The following is a 22,662-nucleotide window of genomic DNA, read 5'->3' as shown; positions in this document are numbered from 1 at the left end:
GCCATCGTGGAGCTTCTTTCGCCGGCCGAATGGCAGATCCTGCTGCTGTCGCTCAAGGTCAGCGGCGTTGCCATGGCGGCGGCGCTGCCGGTGGCCTTCGCGCTCGCCTGGGTGCTCGCGCGATGGCGGTTTCCGGGCAAGGTCCTGCTGGACGCCGTGGTCCATCTCCCCCTGGTGCTGCCGCCGGTGGTGACGGGGTGGCTGCTGCTGATCGCCTTCAGCCCCAACGCTCCTGCCGGGCGCTTCCTCGAGCAGGCGTTCGGGCTCACGTTCCTGTTCCGCTGGACCGGCGCGGCGCTGGCGGCGGCGGTCATGGCGCTGCCGCTGATGGTGCGCGCGATGCGGCTGTCGCTGGAGGCGGTCGACCGCAGGCTGGAAGGCGCGGCGCGAACGCTCGGCGCCGGGCCGTGGTGCACCTTCGCAAGCGTCACGCTGCCGCTTTCGGCCAACGGCATCCTTGCCGCGCTGGTGCTGGGCCTCGCGCGGTCGGTGGGCGAGTTCGGCGCCACGATCACGTTCGCCTCGAACATTCCGGGCGAGACGCAGACGCTGCCGCTGGCCATCTACAGCGCCCTGCAGATGCCGGGTTCCGACGTCCAGGTCGCGCGGCTGGCCGGGCTGTCGGTGGCGCTTTCGGTGGCGGCACTCGTGCTGTCGGAGTGGCTGGCGCGGCGCAGTGGGCAGGAGAAGGGTCGCCATGTCCTTTGATGTCGCGGTGACGCTGCGGCGCGGGCCGCTGCGCCTGAGCTACGCGTTCGTCGCCGGGCCCGGCCTGACCGCGCTGTTCGGCCCCTCGGGCGCGGGCAAGACCAGCCTGCTCGACGCCGTCGCCGGACTGGCGCGGCCCGTGGAGGGCCACATTACGGTCGCGGGCACCGTCCTTTTCGACCGCGCCGCCGGCATCGACCTCCAGCCGGAGCGCCGCCGCTGCGGCTACGTGTTCCAGGACCTGCGCCTGTTCCCCCATCGCACGGTGCGCGAGAACCTCAGGTTCGGGCTGAAACCCGCGGCGCAGCCAGCGCTCGACTGGGACCACACGCTCGACCTGCTGGGCATCGGCGCCCTGCTCGATCGCATGCCCGCGACGCTTTCGGGCGGCGAGGCGCAGCGCGTCGCGATCGGGCGGGCCTTGTTGTCGGGGCCGCAATTCCTGCTGATGGACGAGCCGCTCGCCTCGCTCGACCTCGACCGGCGCAGCGAAATCCTCGGCCTGATCGAGCGCATCCGCGACGAGCTGCGGCTGCCGATCCTCTACGTCAGCCATGACCGCGCGGAAGTGGAGCGGCTGGCGGATCACGTCGTGCCGGTTGCGCCGTCCCCGGCCTGACCGGGGACGGCGTCAGCTCTGCGATACCGGGGTGCGGACCACGAGCCCTTCAAGCGCGTCCGTCACCGGGATCTGGCACGACAGGCGGACGCCGGGATCGGTATCGCCGCTGGCCTCGATCATCGGTTCCTCGATCTCGGTGACATCGCCCGTCACCGCGCGCCAGGCGGGTTCGACGTGGACGCGGCAGGTGCCGCAATAGGCGTTGCCGCCGCAGATCGCCTCGATCGCCTCGATCCCGCCCGCGAGGGCGTTCTCCATCAGCGAGAGCCCGCTGGCGGCGTCGATGCGCTGCTCGCGGCCGTCCGCCGCGACGAAGGTGATGCCGACCATGCGCGCCGGGTCAGGTGCGATCGCAGGCGACGACCGCGCCGCGTAGTTCGTAGCCCTGTATCTGCGGGTTCCACAGGACCTCCGGCTCCGACACCAGCCGCACGCCGGGAAGCCGCAGCAGCCGGTCGAGGAAGATGCGCGTCTCGTGCAGCGCCACCTGCGCGCCGGGGCAGCGGTGCGGGCCGTCGCCGAAGCTCATGTAGGGCCCGGCGACCTTCATGCGCTTCGCCCGGTCGGGGTCGAGCTGGAAGGGGCACGGCCCGGTGATGGCCTCGTCGACATTGGCCTCGCGGATCGAGATGCACGCCGTCTCGCCATCGGCCAGCACGCCCTCGACCGGCTCGGCCGCGCGGCGGTGGAGCATCGAGGCGACGGGATCGAGGCGCAGGATTTCCTCGAGGATGGCGAACTGGTCGTCCTGCCCGCCGCCGAGGAAGCGTTCGCGAAGGTCCGCCTTTTCGAACAGGTGCCACGCCGCCATGACGATGAACTCCCGCGTCGTCATCATGCCCGCCCCGCCGTAGCTGAGGCACTCCATGATCATGCCCTTCTTCGAGTAGTTCTCCTTGACCATGTGGGAAATCACGTCGTCGCGCGGCTGCCTGCGGCGCGCCTCGATGGCGGGCAGCAGGTCGTGCTTCCAGAAGGCCCCGACGTGGACCAGCATCCTGGCGGCGAACACCAATGCGTTGAGCCGCCCGGGCCTGCGCCCGACCGAGGCGTCGAGCACCTTCTTCACCCGCCTGGCGAGGTTCGCATTGGTGTCGCTGTCGGTCAGTCCGACGATGTCGGCCGCGACGTCCACCGCCATCTGCCAGCTCAGTTCGTCGAGCGGGGCCGATCCCCTCGCCTGAAGGTCGGCGACGATGCCGTCCATGGTCCGGATCATCACCGCCTGATGGCGGGTGACGATGGTTCTCGGCGCGAACAGGCCGGCGACGGCGGCGCGGCGCTTGCGGTGCAGGTCGCCGTCGAGGAAGAAGAACGATATCTCGTCGGGATGGCTGAGGTCGACCACTTCCGCGCTGGCACCGGCCTGGCGCACCTTCGGCGAGCGCAGGATGTCGCGCCCTAGCGCGAACGAGCCGATCACGCGCGATCCCGGCGCGGGGGCGAGGTTCGCCTCGGCCACTCTCGCGCTCTTGCGGTCGTCGCGGCCATGGCCGACCGGACAGCCGGTCGCCTCGGTGGGGGCCTGGGTCGCCGTCGTCATCTGGACTCTCCCTCGCCGGATCCGCCTCGCGGACGATCACGATTTATGTGATACACAGTAGATCTTTATGCCGGGTACGGGAAGCCATAGTTCGCTCGAGGTGCTTGACCCACGCCGCAATGACAGCGACCTTCAGGCGCGGTCTAACGGGACTTGTCAGTACCCTTGCGAGGGCATCACCGGTAATGGTCCCGCGGGATTATGGAGGGAAGCGATGCGCATTCTGGTGGTGGGGCCCACGGGCCGGACGGGTAGCCATGTGATCGACGCCTTGCGCGGCCGGGACCCCGATGTCGCGATCCGCGGGTTCTGCCGCTATCCCGAAACCCGCGCGCGTTCGATCGAGGTCATTCCGGGCAATCTCGAAACGGGAGACCGCCGCTCGATCGAAGTCATTCCCGGAAACCTCGAGACGGGCGATCGCCGCTCGATCGAGGTCATTCCCGGCAACCTCGAAACCGGCGACCGCCGCTCGCGCTCGATCGAGGTCATCCCCGGCAACCTCGAAACCGGCGACCGCCGCGCGCGCGCCGTCGATTGCCTGTGCGGGGATCTGGAGAACCCGGCCGACCGCGCGCTGGCGGTCGAGGGGATCGACACCGTGATCCACTACGCCCCGGCCTTCCACCCGCGCGAGGCGGCGATGGGGACGGGCATGATCGACGCGGCCGTCTCAGCCGGGACGAAGCGGTTCGTCTATGTCTCCGCGCTCCATGTCCAGGCCAGCAGCGTTCCGGGCAATGCCGCCAAGCTGGAGGTCGAGGGGTACCTTGCCGAGTCAGGCCTCGAATGGACGATCCTGCGCCCGCAGAGCTTCATGCAGAACATCGACGTGGCCGCAGCGCTCGATGCCGGGGCGCTCGAACTGCCCTTCCCGCTCGGCGCGCGGCAGGGCCATGTCGATCTGGCGGACCTTGCCGAAGTGCTGGCCAAGGTCGCGACCGAGGACGGCCACGCCCTCGCCAGCTACGACATCGCCAGCGACGAGGCCCTGAGCACGGCCGAGATCGCCGCGCTGATCGCCACGGTGAGCGGCCGGGCGGTGGCGTCCGGCGAAATGCCCGCCGCGCAGCTGGTCGCCGGCCTCGAAGCGGCAGGCGCCGCTTCGGCCTACGTGGTCGACGCGGTCAGCCGCCTCAACGCCTGGCAGGCGCGCACCGGCGGGCGGGGCAATGCCAATACGCTGCGCTGGCTGCTCGGCCGCGAGCCGGCCCGCTTCGAGGACTACGTGCGGCGCAGCCTGCAGGCGGCCTAGCCCGCCCCGATCAGTTCCCGGCCGATAAGCATGCGGCGGATCTCGTTGGTGCCCGCGCCGATGTCGAGCAGCTTGGCGTCGCGCAGGTAGCGTTCGACCGGCCAGTCCTTGGTATAGCCCGCGCCGCCCAGCGCCTGCACCGCCTCGCCCGAGACGCGGAAAGCGTTCTCGCTCGCCAGCAGGATCGCGCCCGCCGCGTCGAAGCGCGTGGTCTGCCCGGCATCGCAGGCCCGCGCCACCGCATAGACATAGGCACGGGCGGACTGCAGCGCGACGTACATGTCGGCGACCTTGGCCTGCATCAGCTGGAACGCGCCGATCGGCTTGCCGAACTGCCTGCGCTCGCGAAGGTAGGGGATGACGGTGTCGAGGCAGGCCTGCATGATGCCGAGCTGCAATCCGGCAAGCACCACGCGCTCGTAGTCGAGCCCGCTCATCAGCACGCCGACGCCGCCGTGGAGCGGGCCCATGACGTTCTCTTCCGGCACCAGGCAGTCGTCGAACACCAGCTCGCAGGTGGGCGAGCCGCGCATGCCCATCTTGTCGATCTTCTGGCCGATCGAGAAACCGGCCATGCCCTTTTCGATCAGGAACGCGGTGATGCCCTTGGAGCCCTCGCCGGTCTTGGCGTAGACCACCAGGGTGTCGGCGCAGGTGCCGTTGGTGATCCAGAACTTGGTGCCGTTGAGGCGGAAGCCGCCGGGGACGGCCTCGGCGCGCAGCTTCATGGAAACCACGTCCGAGCCCGCGCCGACTTCCGACATGGCGAGGCTGCCGACGTGCTCGCCCGAGATCAGGCGGGGGAGGTACTTCGCCTTCTGTTCGTCGGTGCCCCAGCGGCGGATCTGGTTGACGCACAGGTTCGAGTGCGCACCGTACGACAGCCCGACCGAAGCCGAGGCCCGGCTCACTTCCTCGACCGCGATGACGTGTTCGAGATAGCCGAGGCCGATGCCGCCCCACTCCTCCTCGACCGTGATGCCGTGCAGGCCGAGCGCGCCCATCTCGGGCCACAGCTCGCGCGGGAACCAGTCCTCGGCGTCCACTTTGGCGGCCAGCGGCGCGATGCGCTCGTCGGCGAAACGGGCGACGGTGTCGCGGATCATCTGCGCGCTCTCGCCCAGCGCGAAGTCGAAATCGGGGGTGGCGCGCATGTCTTTTGACCCTTTCGCTGAGTGCCTCTCCCGGATGCCTCTAGAGCAATAACGATGCTTCGCGAAGATGGATTGTTACCGTATCCCGCAACGCCTGCGAGCGTTGCAATACATGCCCCCATCCCGTCGCGGTTCGAACTGTGTCGCCCCGAGGCCAGACTCTCCGGTCAGGCCGGTTAAACCGCCTCCCCCTCCCCGATCCGCAGCGCGGCCACCGCCGCGACCATGAGCGTGCCTGCCGCGAAGGCCATCGTCCAGATCGGCTCGCCGGAGAAGAAGGCTTTCATGATCGAGCCCATCACCGTCGCCACCAGCAGCTGCGGCAGCACCACGAAGACGTTGAACAGCCCCATGTAGATGCCCAGCTTCGCCTGCGGCAGGCTGCTCGCCAGGATCGCATAGGGCATGGCGAGGATCGAGGCCCAGGCGACGCCGATGCCGATCTCGGCCACCAGCAGCGCCCTGGGATCGCGCAGCAGGAGAAAGCCTGCGAACCCCGCGGCACCGGCGACGAGGCACAGCGCATGGGTCCGCGCCTTGCCCAGCCGCGCCGAGAGCAGCGGCAGCAGCGCCAGCGCGGCCACGGCGGCAACGCCGTTGTAGACCGAGAACAGCACTCCCACCCAGTTACCCGCCTCCTGGTAGGCCGCGCTCGCCGGGTCGGCCGAGCCGAAGTGGTACTGCGCGACCACCGGCGTGGTGTTGATCCACATGATGAACAGCGCGGACCAGCTGAAGAACTGCACGAAGGCCAGCCGCTTCATCAGCGGCGGCATCCCTGCGAAGTCGCCGACGATCCCCGCCAGCATCGAGGCGCTGCGCCCCGCCCGCGCCAGCCGGATCGCCAGCATCGTCGCCGCCCCGTAGCCCGCCAGCAGCCCGGCGAGCAGGTAGACTTCCTTTTCCAGCGCCCATGCCCGCACCAGCGCCGCGACCACGGCGCCGGCAGCGATCCACGCCAACCCGCCCAGCATGCTGCGCGCGGCAAGCGCCGAGGCGGCGGCGGCGCCGTCTTCCCCCTGCCCGTCGCCGAACGCGGCCTGTTCTTCGGGCGAGTATTCGCGCGTGGTCAGAACCGTCCACAGCACCGCCGCGAGCAGCGCCGCTCCGCCGGCCCAGAAGCTGAAGCGCACGGTGTCGGGAATCTCCCCCGCCCCGGCGGCATTGGAGACGCCGAGGTGCTCCAGCACGTAGGGGAACAGCGAGCCGACCACGGCGCCCGAGCCGATGAAGGCGGTCTGCACAGCGTAGCCGGCGGTGTGCTGGTCGCGGCGCAGCATGTCGCCGACGAAGGCGCGGAACGGCTCCATCGAGACGTTGAGGCTGGCATCGAGCATCCACAGCAGCATCGCCGCCATCAGCAGGCCCGAGCCCGAGCCCGACCCCGCGCTTTCGGGCATGAGCAGGAGCGCCGCCGTCGCCAGTACCGCGCCGGCCAGGAAGTACGGCCGCCGCCGCCCCAGCCGGCCCAGCCAGGTGCGGTCGGACAGGTGGCCGACGATCGGCTGGACCAGCAGCCCGGTCAGCGGCGCCGCGACCCACAGCGCCGGCAGGTCGTCGATGCCCGAGCCAAGCGACTGGAAGACGCGGCTCATGTTCGCGTTCTGGAGGGCGAAACCGATCTGGATGCCGAAGAAGCCGAAGCTGATGTTCCACAGCCCCGCCCAGCCCTGGCGCGGCTTTTCCGTCGTGGCGTCGATCATCGCGTCCTTCCCCGTTCCGCGCGGACTGGTGCCGCGTTGGATATGGCGACTGCCTCGCATGGCGGGTCCCAGGCGACAATACGCATACGAATGCAAGGGACTGACCTCGAGCGCCCCTCCTCACACACGCCGTAGGCCCCGCGCAGCCGGGGACCCCGCTTTTTCCATCCTCCGCTGCGTACGAGAACAAGCGGGGTCCCCGCCTTCGCGGGAACGACGAGGTGTTACTTCAGTCCTTGAACATCCTGTCGCTTCGCTACCCGGCCGTGCTGCGCCGCACCACCAGCCGTGCGGGCAAGGTGCGCGAGGGGGTCTCGCGGTCCTCGATCTGGCCCGCCAGCGTCTCGACCAGCAGTTCGCCCGCGCATCGCAGGTCCTGCATCACGGTGGTGAGCGGCGGGTTGGTCATGCTGGCGGCGGGAAGGTCGTCGAATCCCATGACGGCGACGTCGCCCGGGATCGCCAGCCCCGCCTCGGCCAGCGCGCGCATGGCGCCCACCGCGATGGTGTCGCTGGCGGCGAACACCGCGTCGAAGGCCACGCCCTGTGCGATCAGCGTGCGCATCGCCGCGTGGCCCATGTCCTCGAGGTTGACGACATCGCGTTGCAGGCGCGGGTCGGGCGCGATATTCGCTGCCTCCAGCGCCTCGCACAGGCCCCGGTAGCGGTCGGCAAACTCGGGGTAATGCTCGTCCGCCTGCCCCAGAAACGCGATGCGGCGGCGCCCAAGGCCGATCAGATGCTCGCCCGCCATGCGGCCCGCACCGAGGTTGTCCGAGCCCACGGTGACGCCGATGTTCGCTTCGTCGACGCTGCCCCAGCGTACGAAATGGGTGCCCTGCCCGACCAGCTGGCGCAGGCGGCTTTCATAGAGCTTGTAGTCGCCGTAGCCGAGCAGGATCAGCCCGTCGGCGCGGTGGCTGTCCTGGTAACGGACGTGCCAGTCGTCCTCCAGCTTCTGGAACGAGATCAGCAGGTCCAAGCCCCGGCTGGCGCAGGCGCGCGTGATAGCGCCGAGCATCGCCAGGAAGAACGGGTTGATCCTGGAATCCTCGGGCGCCTGCTCCTCAAAGAACAGCAGCGCGATGGTGTTCGAGCGCTGCGAACGCAGCGACGAGGCGTTCTTGTCGACCGAATAGTTCAGTTCGCGCGCGATCGCCTCGATCCGCTCGCGCGTCGCCGCGCTCACCGACTTGCTGCCGCGCAGCGCCCGGCTGACCGTCGGCTGCGAGACGCCGGCCCGGTAGGCGATGTCGAAACTGGTCGGTCGATTGGTCGGTTTGCGTCCCATCTCTCTTTTCTCGATAGCTGCGCCCAGAGTGGTGCTGCATTGCAACAACCTGGGTTGACCTGGCTCCAAACCCTTTGAACTGCACGCCTAAGTCGTGTCGCGAAGGTTGCATGGAAGCCACGCAGCGTCGCCCGTCGGCATCTGCGTATACGTATGCCATATTATGCGCATCGCAATATCCCCTTAAGCAACAGGGGTCGATGGAGTCGCGGCAGCAATGTGCGGACCCTCGGAGGAACACTACGGTCGCACGGTTCGCAAAAAACCGACCGGGTCAGGGAGAGGACAAGGAAATGCCGCTTCACAAAGCAATTTCGGCTGCCGGGACGTCGTCCGGCATGGCCATCGCCGCTGCATTGGTCGCCGCCGCCATGCCGGCCGGAGCCTATGCGCAGGACGCCCAGCAACCCACGGGTGACGAGGTCGTCGACGATGCCGGCTCGATCGTGGTCACCGGTTTCCGCGCCTCGCTGCAGAGCGCGATCAACCAGAAGCGCAACGCCGAGCAGATCGTCGAATCGGTCTCGGCCGAGGACATCGGCAAGCTGCCCGACGCCTCGATCGCCGAATCGATCGCCCGCCTGCCCGGCCTGACCTCGCAGCGCGTCAACGGCCGTTCGAACTCGATCGCCATCCGCGGCTTCTCGCCCGACTTCTCGACCACGCTGCTCAACGGGCGCGAGCAGACCTCGACCGGCGACAACCGCGCGGTGGAATACGACCAGTATCCGTCCGAGGTCGTGAGTTCCGTCAACGTCTACAAGACGCCGATGGCCAGCCTCGTCGGCCAGGGCCTGTCGGGCACCGTGGACATGCGCACGATCCGTCCGCTCGACGCGGGCAAGCGCATCGTCTCGGTCGGCGCGCGCGGTTCCTATGCGGACCTGGGCAAGCTCAACGCCGGCTCGACCGACAAGGGCTACCGCGTCAACGCGATGTACGTGGACCAGTTCGCGAACGACACGCTGGGCATCGCGCTGGGCGCCAGCTACACCGACGAACCCTACCAGGTCGAGGAATACAACGCCTGGGGCTACTCGGACCTCGCCAACGGCGACCGCGTGATCGGCGGCGCCAAGGCGCTCGTCACCTCGACCAAGCTCAAGCGCCTCGGCTTCAACGGCACGCTCGAATGGCGCCCGACGCCGAACCTGACGACCACGCTCGACGGGTTCTATTCCGACTTCAAGGACGACCAGATCAAGCGCGGCATCGAGATGCCGCTGGCCATGGACCCCGACACCGCCGTGCTGAACCCGGGCTACACGGTCGAGGATGGCCTGGTCACCGCGGGCGCGTTCTCGGGCGTCAAGAGCGTGGTGCGCAACGACCTGTTCCAGCGCCACGCCAAGCTCTACTCGTTCGGCTGGAACACCAAGTGGGAAGGCGACGACGGCTGGAACGCCTTCCTCGACGTCAGCTATTCCAAGACCGACCGCAGCGAACTGACGATCGAGACCAACGCCGGCACCGGCCGCAACACGATCGGCGCCTATGACACCATCGGTTTCGCCACCGGCACCAAGGGCTCGGTGTTCTCGCCCGGCCTGGACTACGGCGATTTCGACACGATCCTGCTGACCAGCCCGCAGGGCTGGGGCGGCACCCAGATCGCGCCCGACGGCACCGCCATCCGCAACGGCCAGGACGGCTACTACAACAACCGTCACATCAAGGACGAGCTGTGGCAGTTCCGCACCGAGGTCGAGCATGAGTTCGAAAGCGGTCCGCTGCATTCGTTCCAGGTCGGCATGAACTACACCAACCGCTCCAAGACGCTGGTGCCCGAGGAATACTTCCTGGGCCTCGCCGCCAACACCGACGGCCTGACCAGCGTGGTGGTGCCCGAGCAGTACCGCGAAGGCACGACCGATCTCGGCTATGCCGGCCTCGGACGGGTCATCAGCTACGACCCCGCCGCGCTGGTGCGCGACGGGATCTACAACCGCGTCGCCAACCCCTACGGCGATGTCGTGGTCAAAAGCTACGCGATCCGCGAGCGGCTGATGACGGCCTACCTGCAGGGCAACCTCGACAGCGACATCGGCTCGGCGCACCTGACCGGCAACTTCGGCGTCCAGGCACAGTGGACCGACCAGAACTCGAACGGCGGCACCGCCGTCCTGCTCGGCACCAACCCGAACGGTTCGCCCAACGTCGGCGCCACGGCGCGCAAGGAAAGCACCGACTACCTCGACGTGCTGCCCAGCCTCAACCTGTCGCTGCGCTTCCCCGGTGAGTTCGTGGTCCGCTTCGCCGCCGCCCGCGAGATCATCCGCCCGCGCCTCGACGACATGCGCGCCTCGGAAAGCTTCAGCTACCTGGTGACCGAAGACGCCGGCGGCGCCCCCGTCGCCCAGGTCAGCGGCAGCTCGGGCAACCCGGACCTGCGTCCCTGGCGCGCCAATGCGCTCGACCTGACGTTCGAGAAGTACTTCGCCGGCAAGGGCTACATCGCCGCGCAGTTCTTCTGGAAGGACCTCAAGAGCTACGTCTACAACCAGGACGTCCTCGTCCCCACCAGCAGCCTCGCGCTGGCCCCGGCGGACGACGACGTGCCCTTCGCCGAGACCGCGCTGATCAACGTCCCGATCAACGGCAAGGGCGGCAAGCTCTACGGCGTCGAGATCGCCACGACCCTGCCGTTCGACGCCTTCGTATCGGCGCTGGAAGGCTTCGGCGTGACCGGCTCGGTCGCCTATACCAAGAGCAAGATCCAGCCCTCGCCGGGCGAGGCCGCCAGCGCGCTTCCGGGCTATTCCAAGTGGGTCGCCAACGGCACCGCCTACTTCGAGAAGGCCGGCTTCAACGCCCGCGGGTCGGTGCGCTATCGCTCGACGTTCCTTGGCGAAGTCTCGGGCTTCGCGGCCAACCGCGTGCGTCGCCGCGCGGCATCGGAAACGATCGTGGACGCGCAGATCGGCTACGACTTCCAGCCGGGCAGCGCGCTCGAGGGCCTCTCCCTCTACATCCAGGGCCAGAACCTCACCGACGCGCCCTTCGTCACCACCAACCCCGGCGACGACCGCGAGGTCATCGACTACCAGACCTACGGCCGCCGCTTCCTGGCCGGCTTCACGTACAAGTTCTGAGCGCCTCGCGGGCATTCGCGTCATTGCGCTTCCGGCGCCGCAGGGGATCCTCCTCCCCACCTGCGGCGCCGACGGGCGGAACCGGCGAGGTCTTCCCTCCCCTTTCCGGTTCCGCCCAACGTCTTCACACCGGCCGCGGTGACGCTGCCCGAAAATCGCCGCCGCCCCGAGGCCGTTTCGGAGTGACGATGACGGGCCGTCCGCAGCGCGACATGAAACGCGATCGCTTCCCGGCCGAGCCGGGAATGCCGTCCTCGGAGAACGCCTGATGAACCGCCTCCTTCCCTCGCTCATGGCCCTTGCACTGGCCCTCGGCCACGGCGCGGCGGCGGCCAGCCCCGAAACGGACATGCGTGCCCGCACGCCCGAGCAGGAAGTGATCTACTTCGTCCTGCCCGACCGCTTCGAGAACGGCGACACCGCGAACGACCGGGGCGGCCTCAAGGGCGGAAAGCTCCAGACCGGCTTCGATCCGACCGACAAGGGCTTCTACCACGGCGGCGACCTCAAGGGCCTGACACAGCGCCTCGACTACATCCAGGGTCTCGGCGCCAGCGCGATCTGGGTCGGGCCGATCTTCAAGAACAAGCCGGTGCAGGGCGCGAAGGGCGCCGAAAGCGCGGGCTACCACGGCTACTGGATCACCGATTTCACGCAGGTCGATCCGCACCTCGGCACCAACGCCGACTTCAAGGCCCTCGTCGATGCCGCCCATGCGCGGGGCATGAAGGTCTACATGGACATCATCGCCAACCACACCGCCGACGTGATCCGGTACGCGCAAGACGCCGCCGAGGGCTTCCCGTACCGCTCGCGGGCGGACTATCCCTTTTCGGGGCGCGGCGGCGTCAGAGGCCCGGCGATCAACCCCGGTTTCGCGGGCGACGCGGTTCCCACCGCCGACAACTGGGCCAGGCTCACCGACCCGACCTTCGCCTACACCCCCGTCGTCCCCAAGGCCGAGCGCAAGGTGAAAGTCCCCGCCTGGCTCAACGACCCGATCTACTACCACAACCGCGGCAACACCGACTGGAAGGGCGAGAGCGCGCAGTACGGCGATTTCGTCGGGCTCGACGACCTCGCCACCGAGAACCCGCGCGTGGTCTCGGGCATGATCGAGATCTACGGCGACTGGATCGATCGCTTCGGGATCGACGGCTTCCGCATCGACACCGCCCGCCACGTCAATCCCGCGTTCTGGCGGGCCTTCGTCCCCGCCATGATTGCCCGCGCCAAAGCGAAGGGCGTGCCCAACTTCCATGTCTTCGGCGAAATCGCCACCGAGGACTTCGACACCGCCCTGCTCGCCTCGTGGACGCGCAATGCCGGCCTGCCCGCCGTGCTCGACTTCGCCTTCATGCGCGCGGCTCTCACCGCGAGCGGCGGCAGGGACGGCACCCGGCAACTGGCCCGCCTGGTCGATGACGACGCCCTCTACGAAGGCGGCAAGGCCGGCGCGATGCAGCTGCCCACCTTCCTCGGCAATCACGACGCCGGGCGCCTGGGCATGTTCCTCAGGCAGGCCCGCCCCGACATCGGCGCCGACGAACTGCTCGCCCGCGACAAGCTGGCCCATGCGCTGCTGCTGACGCTGCGCGGGGTGCCGACGATCTACTCGGGCGACGAACAGGGCTTCGTCGGCGCGGGCAACGACCAGCTTTCCCGGCAGGACATGTTCGCCTCGAAAGTCCCGGCGTACAATTCCGAGGCACTGATCGGCACCGACGCGACCACCGCGCAGGCCAACTTCGACACCGCGCACCCGCTCTACCGGTTCATCGGCGAGCTTGCCAAACTGCGGCGCGCGACGCCGGCCCTGACCTCGGGTACGACGGTCCTGCGGGCCGCGTCGGACGAGCCGGGCCTCTTCGCCGTCTCGCGCTTCGATCCGAAGGACGGGCGCGAAGTGCTGCTGGCGTTCAACACCTCGACCAAGCCGCTGTCCGCGCAGGTACAGGTCGACCCCGCCTCGCACGGGTTCGCCGCGCTGGCCGGAAGCGGCTGCGCCCCGGCGCCGAGCGCGCCCGGCTCGGCCACGGTTACGCTTGCGCCGCTCGGTTTCGCCGTTTGCGCCGCCTCGGCCCCAGACGCACGCTAACCCCGCGCTAATGCCTCCCTATCGACACATGGATGCCCCGGAACCGGCGATGACGAACCCCGACACGAACGCACAGGCCCCATGGTGGCAAGGCGCGGCGATCTACCAAATCTACCCGCGCAGCTTCGCCGATTCCAACGGCGACGGCATCGGCGACCTGCCCGGCATCACCGCGCGGCTAGATCACGTCGCGCGGCTAAGTGTCGATGCGGTATGGATTTCTCCTTTCTACCGCTCGCCGATGGCCGACTTCGGCTATGACATTTCCGACTACTGCGGGGTCGACCCGATGTTCGGCACGCTGGCGGATTTCGACGCCCTCATCGCCAGGGCCCGCGACCTCGGCCTCAAGGTCATCGTCGACCAGGTCTACGCCCATACCTCCGACCAGCACCCCTGGTTCGCCCAAAGCCGCGCCAGCCGCGACAACCCCCGCGCCGACTGGTACGTCTGGGCCGACCCGAAGCAGGACGGCACGCCGCCCAACAACTGGCAGTCGATCTTCGGCGGCCCCGCATGGCGCTGGGATGCGCGGCGCGGGCAGTATTACATGCACAACTTCCTGGTCTCGCAGCCGCAGCTCAACGTCCATAACCCGGACGTGCAGCAGGCGCTGCTGGACGTGGCGAAGTTCTGGCTCGATCGCGGGGTCTCGGGCTTCCGCATCGACGCGCTCAACCACTCGATGCACGACCCCATGCTGCGCGACAATCCGCCCGCGCCCGAAGACGGCGCCCTGCGCACGCGGCCGTACGACTACCAGACCCAGCTGCACAACCAGTCGCACCCCGCGATCCTGCCGTTCATCGAGCGGTTGCAGGCACTGATCGCCAGCTACCCCGGCACGTTCTCGCTGGCCGAGGTCGGCGGCCTCAATTCCGGCACGGAGATGAAGGCGTTCACGCAAGGGGCCGCCCGGCTCGACAGCGCCTACGGCTTCGACTTCCTCTATGCCGACAGCCTGACCCCGAAGCGCATCGCCGCCGCCCTCGACTTCTGGCCCGACGAGCCCGGCATGGGCTGGCCGAGCTGGGCCTTCGAAAACCACGACGCCCCGCGCGCGCTCTCCCGCTGGTGCGCGCCGGAGGACATCGGCGCCTTCGCGCGGATGAAGACGATGCTGCTGCTGTCGCTGCGGGGCAACCCGATCCTGTTCCAGGGCGAGGAACTGGGCCTGCTGCAGGACGAGATTCCCTTCGAGCAGCTGCGCGACCCCGAGGCGATCGCCAACTGGCCGCTCACCCTCTCGCGCGACGGCGTGCGCACTCCCCTGCCGTGGATGGCGCAGGACGAGCACGGCGGCTTCACCTCCTCGGCGCCCTGGCTTCCGCTGAGCCCGCACAACCTCGAACGCGCGGTCGACCGGCAGGAGGCGGACCCCGCCTCGCTGCTCAACCTGACGCGCGAATTGCTGCAGCTCCGTGCCGGCACCGCCGCGCTGCGCCGGGGTTCGTGCGACGTGCTGGTCGCGGACGAAACCCGCCTCGTGCTGCGCCGCAGGCTCGATGGCGCAAGCCTGATCGCCGCGTTCAACATCAGCCCGAACGCCGCGCTTTGGCCAACCGAAATTCCGAGCCACGGCCGCGTCCTCGCCGCCGTGAACGACGCAAAGCCCGGTACGCTGCCCGCTTGGGGCGGCCTTTGGATCATCGAAGGAGAAACCGCATGAAGCCGTTCGACCTGCTGGCCGGCGCCGGCATCGCCCTCGCCGTATTCGCCGCCGCTCCGGTGCTGGCCGAAGAGGTCACCGCCACTTCTCCCGACGGCTCGATCGTGCTCACCGTCGCCACCGACAACGACAGCCGCCCGACCTGGTCGCTCTCGCGCAAGGGCAAGCTGCTGATCGCACCGAGCAAGCTGGGCTTCGTGCTGACCGACGGGCTCAACATGGCCCGCGGCTTCACCATCGCGGGCAGCGAAACCGCCAAGGGCAACGACACCTGGGAACAGCCCTGGGGCGAACGCCGCTTCGTCAAGGACACCTACAACCAGGTCACGGTGCGCTTCCAGCAGGGCGCGACCTACGGCCAGCGGCGCATGAACGTGACCTTCCGCCTGTTCGACAACGGCGTCGGCTTCCGCTACGAAATCCCCGAGCAGCCCGGCCTCAAGACGATGAACATCGCCGAGGAGACCACCGAGTTCGATATCGTCCCCAAGGGCACCGCATGGTGGATCCCCGGCGGCGAGTGGAACCGCTACGAACAGGTCTACCAGCAGACCCCGATCGACGCGGTCTCCACCGCGCACACGCCGATCACCATGAAGCTGGAGGACGGCACTCACCTGTCGTTCCACGAGGCGGCCCTGGTCGATTACGCCGGCTACTGGTTCAAGCGCGCCGAAGGCCAGAAATTCCGCACCACGCTCTCGCCCTCGTCGCGCGGTGCCCGGGTCGTGCGCGATCTGCCCTTCGCCACGCCCTGGCGCACGGTCCGCATCGCCGACAATGCGGCCGGGCTGGTCGAGAACGACCTCGAACTCAACCTCAACGAACCCAACAAGCTGGGCGACGTCAGCTGGGTGAAGCCCGCCCGCTACATCGGCATCTGGTGGGGCATGATCCGCAACGACTGGACCTGGGCGGAGGGGCCGAAGCACGGCGCCACCACCGAACGCGCCAGGCAGTACATCGACTATGCTGCGCAGCATGGCTTCCGGGGCGTCCTGGTGGAGGGCTGGAACAAGGGCTGGAACGGCGACTGGTTCGGGCACGGCGACGAGTTCAGCTTCACCCAGGCGACCCCCGACTTCGATCTCGAGGCGGTGACCCGGTACGCCCGCTCCAAGGGCGTCCACCTCATCGGCCACCACGAGACCGGCGGCAACATCGCCGTCTACGAACCGCAGATGGAGGACGCCTTCGCCCTCTATCAGAAGCTGGGCGTGGAAGTGGTGAAGACCGGCTATGTCGCCGACGCCGGCGGCGTGATCGCCAATACCGACAAGCCGGGTGATCCGGCCGGGCCGCTGCGCATGGAATGGCACGACGGCCAGCGGCAGGTGAACCATCACCTCGCCGTCGTCGAGGCGGCCGCGCGCCATCACATCGCGATCGACGCCCACGAACCGGTCAAGGACACCGGCCTGCGCCGCACCTACCCCAACTGGGTCGCCCGCGAAGGCGCACGCGGCATGGAATACAACGCCTGGGGCACGTTCGCCAACGGGCCCGAGCACGAGCCGACGCTGGTCTACACCCGCATGCTCTCGGGCCCGATGGACTTCACCCCCGGCGTGCTGAGCCTGGAAGGCGCGAACGGGCCGCTGGCCTCCACCCTTGCCAAGCAGCTGGGGCTTTACCTGGCGATCTACTCGCCGATCCAGATGGCGGCGGACTTCGTCGAACAGCTCGACAAGTACCCGCGCGAGATGGACTTCATCGAGTCCGTCCCGACCGACTGGGCGGAAAGCCACCTGATCGCCGGCGAAGTGGGCGACTACGCGATCTTCGCGAGGCTGGACCGTGGCTCGAAGCGCTGGTTCGTCGGCGGCGTCAACGATGCGACCGCGCGAACCGTGACGCTCAGGTTCGACTTCCTCGAACCCGGCAAGCGCTACAAGGCGAGCGTGTGGAAGGACGGCGAAGGCGCAACCTACCTCACCGATGCACGCCACTCGATCGCCTACGACACCCGCACGGTGCGCAAGGGCGACACGATGGACGTATGGCTGGCACCCGGCGGTGGTACCGCGATCAGGCTGGAGCCGGCGCGCTGACAGAAGCCGGCGGGTAATCCCGGGGGCCCGTGGAGGGCGGCAATGCTCAGGTGCAGAGCGACTTGCCGTTGCCGCCCGTCACGCCCGGGGTCAGGTTGCGATCATCGCGGATGATGTAAGCCGATTCGCGGTGGAAGCTCGGCGTGCCCACGAACATGGTGCCGAACAGCGGCTGGTAGGTGTAGTAGATTTCCACGAACATCACGGCCGAATTGGCGTTGGCGGTGATCGCCGGATTGCCCATGCCGGTGAGCTTGGTCCCGGTGAGACCCGCGCCCGCCGCTCCGTACTTCGAGTTCGCCTTGAGGTTGCCCCGGCAACGCTGCCAGTGGATGTACTGGCGCCCGGTGGCGGGATCGACCTCGAGGCTGGAAAGGATGACGCGCCCGCTCGATTCGAACTTGATGCTCGAACCTTCGACGAGGGCGCCGGTCATGACGGAATCGATGTCGGTTTCCTTGACCGTGGGCGTGACGGCGCTGTTGTCGGTCTGCCCCAGGCGCGAGGCATTGTCGGCCAGCGACGAGGCGAGCTGGCCCAGCTGCATGTTGACCGTCGCCATATAGGCAAGCTCCGCGCCGTAGAATCCCAGCGTGATGATGATCGGCAGGATCAGCGCGAATTCCATGAACGAGACGCCGCGGCTGTCCCTCCGCAGGCGGCGCGCGAAGTCCGCGGGGCGCAGGCGTGGGGTCCTCATGGGCAGTTCCCCGATGCCGAGCCGTACTTCTGCTGGAGAGCGTAGGGCTGGTTCTTCTTGACCACGCTGGCGCTGATGGTCCGCGCGGTGTTCTTGCTGGTGCCGAAGGGAATGAAGAACACCGGTGCGTACGTGACCGTGACCGTATAGAGCACGACGTCGTTGGCGCCGCCGTTGCTGTTGGTGCCGACATCGGCATCCCACTGGCCGTTCTTGTTCTCGTCGGTGTAGGCCTCGGCGTTGTCGCAGGTGCCGTTGCCGTTCTTGTCGTTCCACGCCTCGGCGCGCTTGATATCGGCGAAGTCGTAATAGCTGACGCGCTTGGAGACGACCGTGGCTCCCGGCGCCACGCCCTTCACGAGGCTGGAGACATAGAGGTCCGCCTTGCCGGTGTCGGCCGTTTCCAGGGCATCGCTGCGTGCCGCCTGATTGACCGCGCCGCGCAGCACCGCCGTCAGGTACGCCCAGTGCCCCATGTCGTAGATTCCCAGCAGCAGGGTGATGAGGATCGGCGCGGCGATCGCGAATTCGACCACCGTCGCCCCGCGCTCGTCGCCGCGGCAGGAACGCCGCCGCCCGTCAGACGTAGCCCGCGTCACTCGACGACCCGCAGTTCGCCCACCTGCTTGGCGATTTCCTGGAAGGCCGTGTTCAGGTCCGTGGCGCTGTTGGCGAGGTAGGAACTGTTGTCCGTGGCGCAGGCCTTGAGGTCGCTGCTGAGGGCGGAGGTGAACGCCACCACCCAGATGCGGATGCCCTTGTCCTTGATCGCCTCGCAGGTCGCCAGGAAGCGCGAGGTATGGCGCGCAGCGTCCTTGGACGTATCGGTCGTCACGCGCCGGTCCCAGTATTCCATGCCCCAGGCCTGCGGGATGTACGCATTGGGCTCCATTTCGCCGTCGGTCATGAAGATGAGGTGCCGCGCGACTTCGCCGCCGTTGGCCGGGTCGTCGTTGACGAGCCCCTGCCACATCCCCTGCGGCGAGGCGAGGCGCCCACCCCAGATCATGCCGATGTCGAGGTAGGTGCCGCCGCTGGGATTGAGCGTATCGACGTACTGGTTGTACGCCGTCTTGGTCATCTCGCCGAGCAGGCGTGCCGCCACCGGGCAGTAGTTCCCGCCCAGCGCGCCTTTGATCATCGGTTCGGACCGGGTGTAGCTGTTCCCGTTGTACCGCAGATAAGTGATCTGCGGCCACATCGGCGCCCACTTGGTGCGATCGTCCTTCACGTTGGGCAGGCTGTCCAGGTCGACGTCGAGCGCCGCCTTGGGCGACATGCCGGCGGTCGAGGAATAGCTGAACGTCGTGTCGGCGACGGTCTCGCGCTCTTCGATGCAGCCGCCCCAGGTGGTGTTCTGGTTGGCGCCGTAGTCGCCGGTGGGCGTGGTCGTGGTGGCGAAGGTCTTGAACACGTTCGTCGGCCACGTGACCTGCTCGTAGTGCATCACGTAGGGACGATCCACCTGACGCCAGTTGATGTAGTACTTGCTCCCGGACTTCCGGCAGGAATACTCGATCCGGCGCTGCTTCTTCGAGGACCCCGAGCCGACATCGCTGGTCGTCGTCGCCGGGATCTTTCCGTCGCAGGTGCTCGACGTGTAGCTGGGGCTCGAGATCTGGGTCCAGCTTCCCGTGGTGTCATTGTCGCCCGAGTCGTCAGGCTCGTACTGGCGCGACTGGTAGGCGCGCGAGTCGACCACGTAGCGGGTGTCGAGATCGGTCAGCAGCCGCCCGACGTTGACCGAGGAGCTGAACGGCACGAAGCCGTAGCGAATGCGCGCGTTCGAACTCGCGGTCGCGTTGCTCATGGTCGTGTAGAAGTTCTTCATCGCCGTGCGCAGCGCCGTGATCCGCGTGCCGTCTCCCAGCGCGTAGGCCATCGAGCCGGTGGTATCGAGCACCATCATGACGTCGGCGTTGCCCACGCCCATCGAACTGGCGCAGCTGACGCTGATGTTGAAGCTGTCCTTCATGAACACGCGCATGAGCAGCGTGTCGAGCACCGTCGTCGCCACGGCGGTGACGGTATTGCCGTCATCCGTCGAGACCGGAACGAACGTGGTCGCGCGCGTGGTCTGTGCCGCGTCGTTGTAATTGGTGTTGAAGAACGCCTTGGCGGCAGCCTCGGACGAGGCATCGAAGCCGTTGGTCGTCACCGCGCGGCGCCCCGCCAGCACGCCGGCGTCGCAGGCCGACTGCAACTGCTCCTCGGCAAGATAGGTGCGGCCAAGGTCGACCGCCGAACCGATTATAAGCGCGCCCACCAGGAGGCCGATCGCCGCGATCGGCATGATGTTGCCACCGGCGTCGCGCGACAGCCGGACGGCGAATTGAGGTGCTTGGCGCATGTTGTAAACCAGGCTCGCTTCTTGAATAAGCTGGATAATCGGGCCGGGTTATCAGGAATGTCTTAAGGAAGTTTTTGCGACGATTCCGGAGGCTTCGGCCGCGTCCCAGGGCCGCCGTGAAACTTTTTCCAATCCACCGGGAACCGATCCAACTTCGGCGCGTTTTCATGCGCGATCCGGGGATCGCGCTACCGGGGAGCGGCGCGATCGGCCCCGGCGTGCTCCCGCAAGACAAGAGATGGCGCAAAGAACGATATGGCCACCGCGTGCGGATACGACCTCGCAGAACCCCTGGCCTCGTCGCCGCCCTGCCAGCCGTCGTCGGCCATGATCGAAGCGGCCACTGCCGCGATATCGTCCCCGCTTGAAACGGCCCGGCGCCGCGCCGCCCATGACGCGGGGAGGTCCGTCGATGCCGAATGAACCGATCAAGATCCTCGCCGTCGACGACGTTCGCGAGAACCTGATCGCGCTGGAAGCCGCGCTCGACCAGCCCGGCGTCGAACTCGTCACCGCCTCCTCCGGGATCGAGGCACTCGAACTGCTGCTACGGCATGACTTCGCGCTCGGCCTTCTCGACGTGCAGATGCCGGAAATGGATGGTTTCGAGCTTGCCGAGCTGATGCGCGGGACGGAGCGCACGCGCGGCGTCCCCATCATCTTCCTCACCGCCGTCGCCACCGACGAGCGCCGCAAGTTCCGCGGCTTCGAGACCGGCGCGGTCGACTACCTGCTCAAGCCTCTCGACATCACGGAGCTCAACTCCAAGGTCGCGGTCTTCGTCGAACTGGCCCGGCAGCGGCGTGAGATCGCCTTCCAGCGTGACGAACTCGGCGCTGCCCTCGGAAGGCTGCGCGCCCACGGCGACAATTCGCCGCTTGCCGTGCTGGAGATCGATTCCACCCTGCGCATCGTGGGCTGGTATCGCAGCGCCGAGCGTATGGTAGGCTATCCCGCCGCCGAAATGCTGGGCCTCCCCCTCGCCGCCGCGCCGTTCATCCCGGCCAACGGAGCACGCGAGGCTTTCCTTGCAGGCATGAACGCGCTGCTCGAAGGCGGCGACCGGCGCGCGATGCAGGAGCATCGTTTCACCCGTGCCGACGGCACCCTTCGCGAAGGCGAATGGTATTGCTCCTCGCTCGCGGGGAGCGGCCTGCGGCCTGGCAGCGTCATGATCGAACTGCTCGACGTCACCGAGCGCCGCCGCGCCGAGGATACCCAGCGGCTGCTCATCGGCGAACTCAACCACCGGGTGAAGAATACGCTGGCGACGGTGCAGGCGATCGCCTCGCAAGGCTTCCGTCACGCCCGGTCGGAGAAGGAGTTTCAGGACACCTTCTCCGGCCGTCTCCAGGCGCTCTCACGCGCGCACTCAATGCTGAGCGCCACGACCTGGGAAAGCGCCGGTCTGCGCGCCCTGATCGCGGACCAGGTGGCGATCGGCGCGGTGAGCGAGGATCGCCTGCTGCTCGACGGACCGGAAGTGGAACTGCCGCCCGAACTGGCGCTGCGCTTCTCGCTGATCTTCCACGAACTCGCCACCAACGCGCACAAGTACGGCGCGCTCTCCAATGCGGTCGGCAGGGTAAGTCTGGGCTGGCGGCTGGAAGGAGGCCAGCTGTCGCTCGAATGGGCGGAGAGCGGCGGCCCGCCGGTGTCGGCGCCCGAACGGCGCGGCTTCGGCTCCACGCTGATCCAGCACAGCATGGCCGGCGACGGCGCGCGCATCACCTCCGAGTTCGCGCCTGGCGGCGTACGTTGGAGCATGACCTTACCGTTGGCCGCGAAAGCAGGCCCGCCGGCGCCGACCGCCGTGGCGAGCCGGCCTGTTCCTGCGCGCCCGCCCGCACCGATCTCCGACAGCCTGCCACCGATGCGCATCCTGGTGGTCGAGGACGAGCCGCTCGTCGCGATGGAACTGATGATGGAGATCGAGGACGGCGGCGCCGTTGCCATAGGCCCGGCATCTTCCTGCGAGCAGGCCCTGGCGATCATCCGCGACGAACGCCCCGACCTTGCCCTGCTCGACGGCAACCTCAACGGCGAGAAGATCGACGCCGTGGCCGACCTGCTCGCCGCGCGCGACACGCCCTTTGCCTTCGTGAGCGGCTACGACCGCGATCACCTCCCCGCGGGCCACGCCGCTCGCCCGATGCTGGGCAAGCCGTTCGTCGCGTCCGACGTGCGCCGGATGATCCGCCAACTCGCCGCGGAGGCCACGGCGATGGCAAGGTAGAATTGCCGTCGTCGACGCTCATGGACCTGCTCCCGGAAACCATCCCGCCGCTGGTGCATTGGGTGGTTCGAACGGAACCCCAAACCACGGAGCAAAGCCATGGCCTTGTCGAATGATCGCAACGATGGGGCCCACCGCATCTGGAGCGCCCCGGCTCCGCAGGACCCCTTGATGCGCCGCCGCATCCATG

Annotated in this window: 16 protein-coding genes; 8 read left to right on the top strand and 8 right to left on the bottom strand. The window is 68.1% G+C overall.

What is annotated here, in order from left to right; all coding sequences use genetic code 11:
• Nucleotides 1-6 precede the first annotated feature (6 nt).
• Together modB and AC07M9_RS06600 are read left to right on the top strand one after the other, a co-directional pair.
• Nucleotides 7-708 carry a molybdate ABC transporter permease subunit gene (gene modB, locus AC07M9_RS06605; RefSeq protein ID WP_494882355.1) on the top strand — a complete coding sequence of 234 codons (702 nt, stop codon included), beginning with the start codon at nucleotides 7-9 and terminating at the stop codon, nucleotides 706-708.
• Nucleotides 698-1,327: a molybdenum ABC transporter ATP-binding protein gene (locus tag AC07M9_RS06600; protein WP_494882353.1), complete on the top strand. Its 630-nt coding sequence runs from the start codon at nucleotides 698-700 to the stop codon at nucleotides 1,325-1,327. Before modB ends, AC07M9_RS06600 begins: the two co-directional genes overlap by 11 nt.
• 12 nt (nucleotides 1,328-1,339) lie before the next feature.
• Here AC07M9_RS06600 and AC07M9_RS06595 read toward each other — a convergent pair whose 3' ends face one another.
• Nucleotides 1,340-1,660: a 2Fe-2S iron-sulfur cluster-binding protein gene (locus AC07M9_RS06595; RefSeq protein WP_494882352.1), complete on the bottom strand. Its 321-nt coding sequence runs from the start codon at nucleotides 1,658-1,660 to the stop codon at nucleotides 1,340-1,342.
• Nucleotides 1,661-1,670: 10 nt separating this feature from the next.
• Complete coding sequence (locus tag AC07M9_RS06590) at nucleotides 1,671-2,873, bottom strand: cytochrome P450 (RefSeq protein ID WP_494882350.1); 1,203 nt, start codon at nucleotides 2,871-2,873, stop codon at nucleotides 1,671-1,673.
• 214 nt (nucleotides 2,874-3,087) lie between these two features.
• Between AC07M9_RS06590 and AC07M9_RS06585 the strand changes: the two genes are divergently transcribed.
• Nucleotides 3,088-4,128, top strand: coding sequence for an NmrA family NAD(P)-binding protein (locus AC07M9_RS06585; RefSeq protein WP_494882349.1), 1,041 nt, complete (start codon nucleotides 3,088-3,090; stop codon nucleotides 4,126-4,128).
• Here AC07M9_RS06585 and AC07M9_RS06580 read toward each other — a convergent pair.
• The 3 genes from AC07M9_RS06580 to AC07M9_RS06570 form a co-directional block, all read right to left on the bottom strand.
• Nucleotides 4,125-5,282 (bottom strand): isovaleryl-CoA dehydrogenase, encoded by a 1,158-nt coding sequence (locus AC07M9_RS06580; RefSeq protein ID WP_494882348.1) that lies wholly within the window; start codon nucleotides 5,280-5,282, stop codon nucleotides 4,125-4,127. The genes AC07M9_RS06585 and AC07M9_RS06580 overlap by 4 nt on opposite strands.
• Before the next feature lie 176 nt (nucleotides 5,283-5,458).
• Entirely contained in the window at nucleotides 5,459-6,985 is a 1,527-nt protein-coding gene (locus tag AC07M9_RS06575; RefSeq protein WP_494882347.1) for an MFS transporter, read from the bottom strand.
• A gap of 256 nt (nucleotides 6,986-7,241) precedes the next feature.
• Entirely contained in the window at nucleotides 7,242-8,276 is a 1,035-nt protein-coding gene (locus AC07M9_RS06570) for a LacI family DNA-binding transcriptional regulator (protein ID WP_494882346.1), read from the bottom strand.
• A gap of 293 nt (nucleotides 8,277-8,569) precedes the next feature.
• Here AC07M9_RS06570 and AC07M9_RS06565 point away from each other — a divergent pair, with 293 nt between their 5' ends.
• The 4 genes from AC07M9_RS06565 (at nucleotide 8,570) to AC07M9_RS06550 (ending at nucleotide 17,186) form a co-directional block, all read left to right on the top strand.
• Complete coding sequence (locus AC07M9_RS06565) at nucleotides 8,570-11,368, top strand: TonB-dependent receptor (RefSeq protein WP_494882344.1); 2,799 nt, start codon at nucleotides 8,570-8,572, stop codon at nucleotides 11,366-11,368.
• A 268-nt stretch (nucleotides 11,369-11,636) separates the two neighbouring features.
• A complete protein-coding gene (locus AC07M9_RS06560) occupies nucleotides 11,637-13,466 on the top strand; it encodes an alpha-amylase family glycosyl hydrolase (protein ID WP_494882342.1) in 1,830 nt (609 codons plus the stop codon).
• Between the two features lie 49 nt (nucleotides 13,467-13,515).
• Nucleotides 13,516-15,135 (top strand): alpha-amylase family glycosyl hydrolase, encoded by a 1,620-nt coding sequence (locus AC07M9_RS06555; RefSeq protein ID WP_494882340.1) that lies wholly within the window; start codon nucleotides 13,516-13,518, stop codon nucleotides 15,133-15,135.
• Nucleotides 15,132-17,186 (top strand): glycoside hydrolase family 97 protein, encoded by a 2,055-nt coding sequence (locus AC07M9_RS06550; protein ID WP_494882338.1) that lies wholly within the window; start codon nucleotides 15,132-15,134, stop codon nucleotides 17,184-17,186. Before AC07M9_RS06555 ends, AC07M9_RS06550 begins: the two co-directional genes overlap by 4 nt.
• Nucleotides 17,187-17,232: 46 nt before the next feature.
• Here the strand turns inward: AC07M9_RS06550 and AC07M9_RS06545 are convergent, their stop codons facing one another.
• From AC07M9_RS06545 to AC07M9_RS06535, 3 genes are read right to left on the bottom strand one after another with little or no spacing between them, the layout of a single operon-like run.
• On the bottom strand, nucleotides 17,233-17,886 hold the full coding sequence (locus tag AC07M9_RS06545; protein ID WP_494882336.1) for a TadE/TadG family type IV pilus assembly protein: 654 nt from the start codon (nucleotides 17,884-17,886) through the stop codon (nucleotides 17,233-17,235).
• Nucleotides 17,883-18,485, bottom strand: coding sequence for a TadE/TadG family type IV pilus assembly protein (locus AC07M9_RS06540; protein WP_494882334.1), 603 nt, complete (start codon nucleotides 18,483-18,485; stop codon nucleotides 17,883-17,885). The genes AC07M9_RS06545 and AC07M9_RS06540 overlap by 4 nt, the downstream gene beginning before the upstream one ends.
• A complete protein-coding gene (locus tag AC07M9_RS06535) occupies nucleotides 18,482-20,236 on the bottom strand; it encodes a pilus assembly protein TadG-related protein (RefSeq protein WP_494882332.1) in 1,755 nt (584 codons plus the stop codon). The genes AC07M9_RS06540 and AC07M9_RS06535 overlap by 4 nt, the downstream gene beginning before the upstream one ends.
• 412 nt (nucleotides 20,237-20,648) lie before the next feature.
• Here AC07M9_RS06535 and AC07M9_RS06530 point away from each other — a divergent pair, with 412 nt between their 5' ends.
• Complete coding sequence (locus AC07M9_RS06530) at nucleotides 20,649-22,472, top strand: response regulator (RefSeq protein ID WP_494882330.1); 1,824 nt, start codon at nucleotides 20,649-20,651, stop codon at nucleotides 22,470-22,472.
• Nucleotides 22,473-22,662: the final 190 nt, after the last annotated feature.

This window comes from Novosphingobium sp. GW821-FHT09E05 (assembly GCF_059416165.1).
Note: the sequence above shows the minus strand (reverse complement) of the source record. Positions and strands in the feature narration are given on the sequence as shown.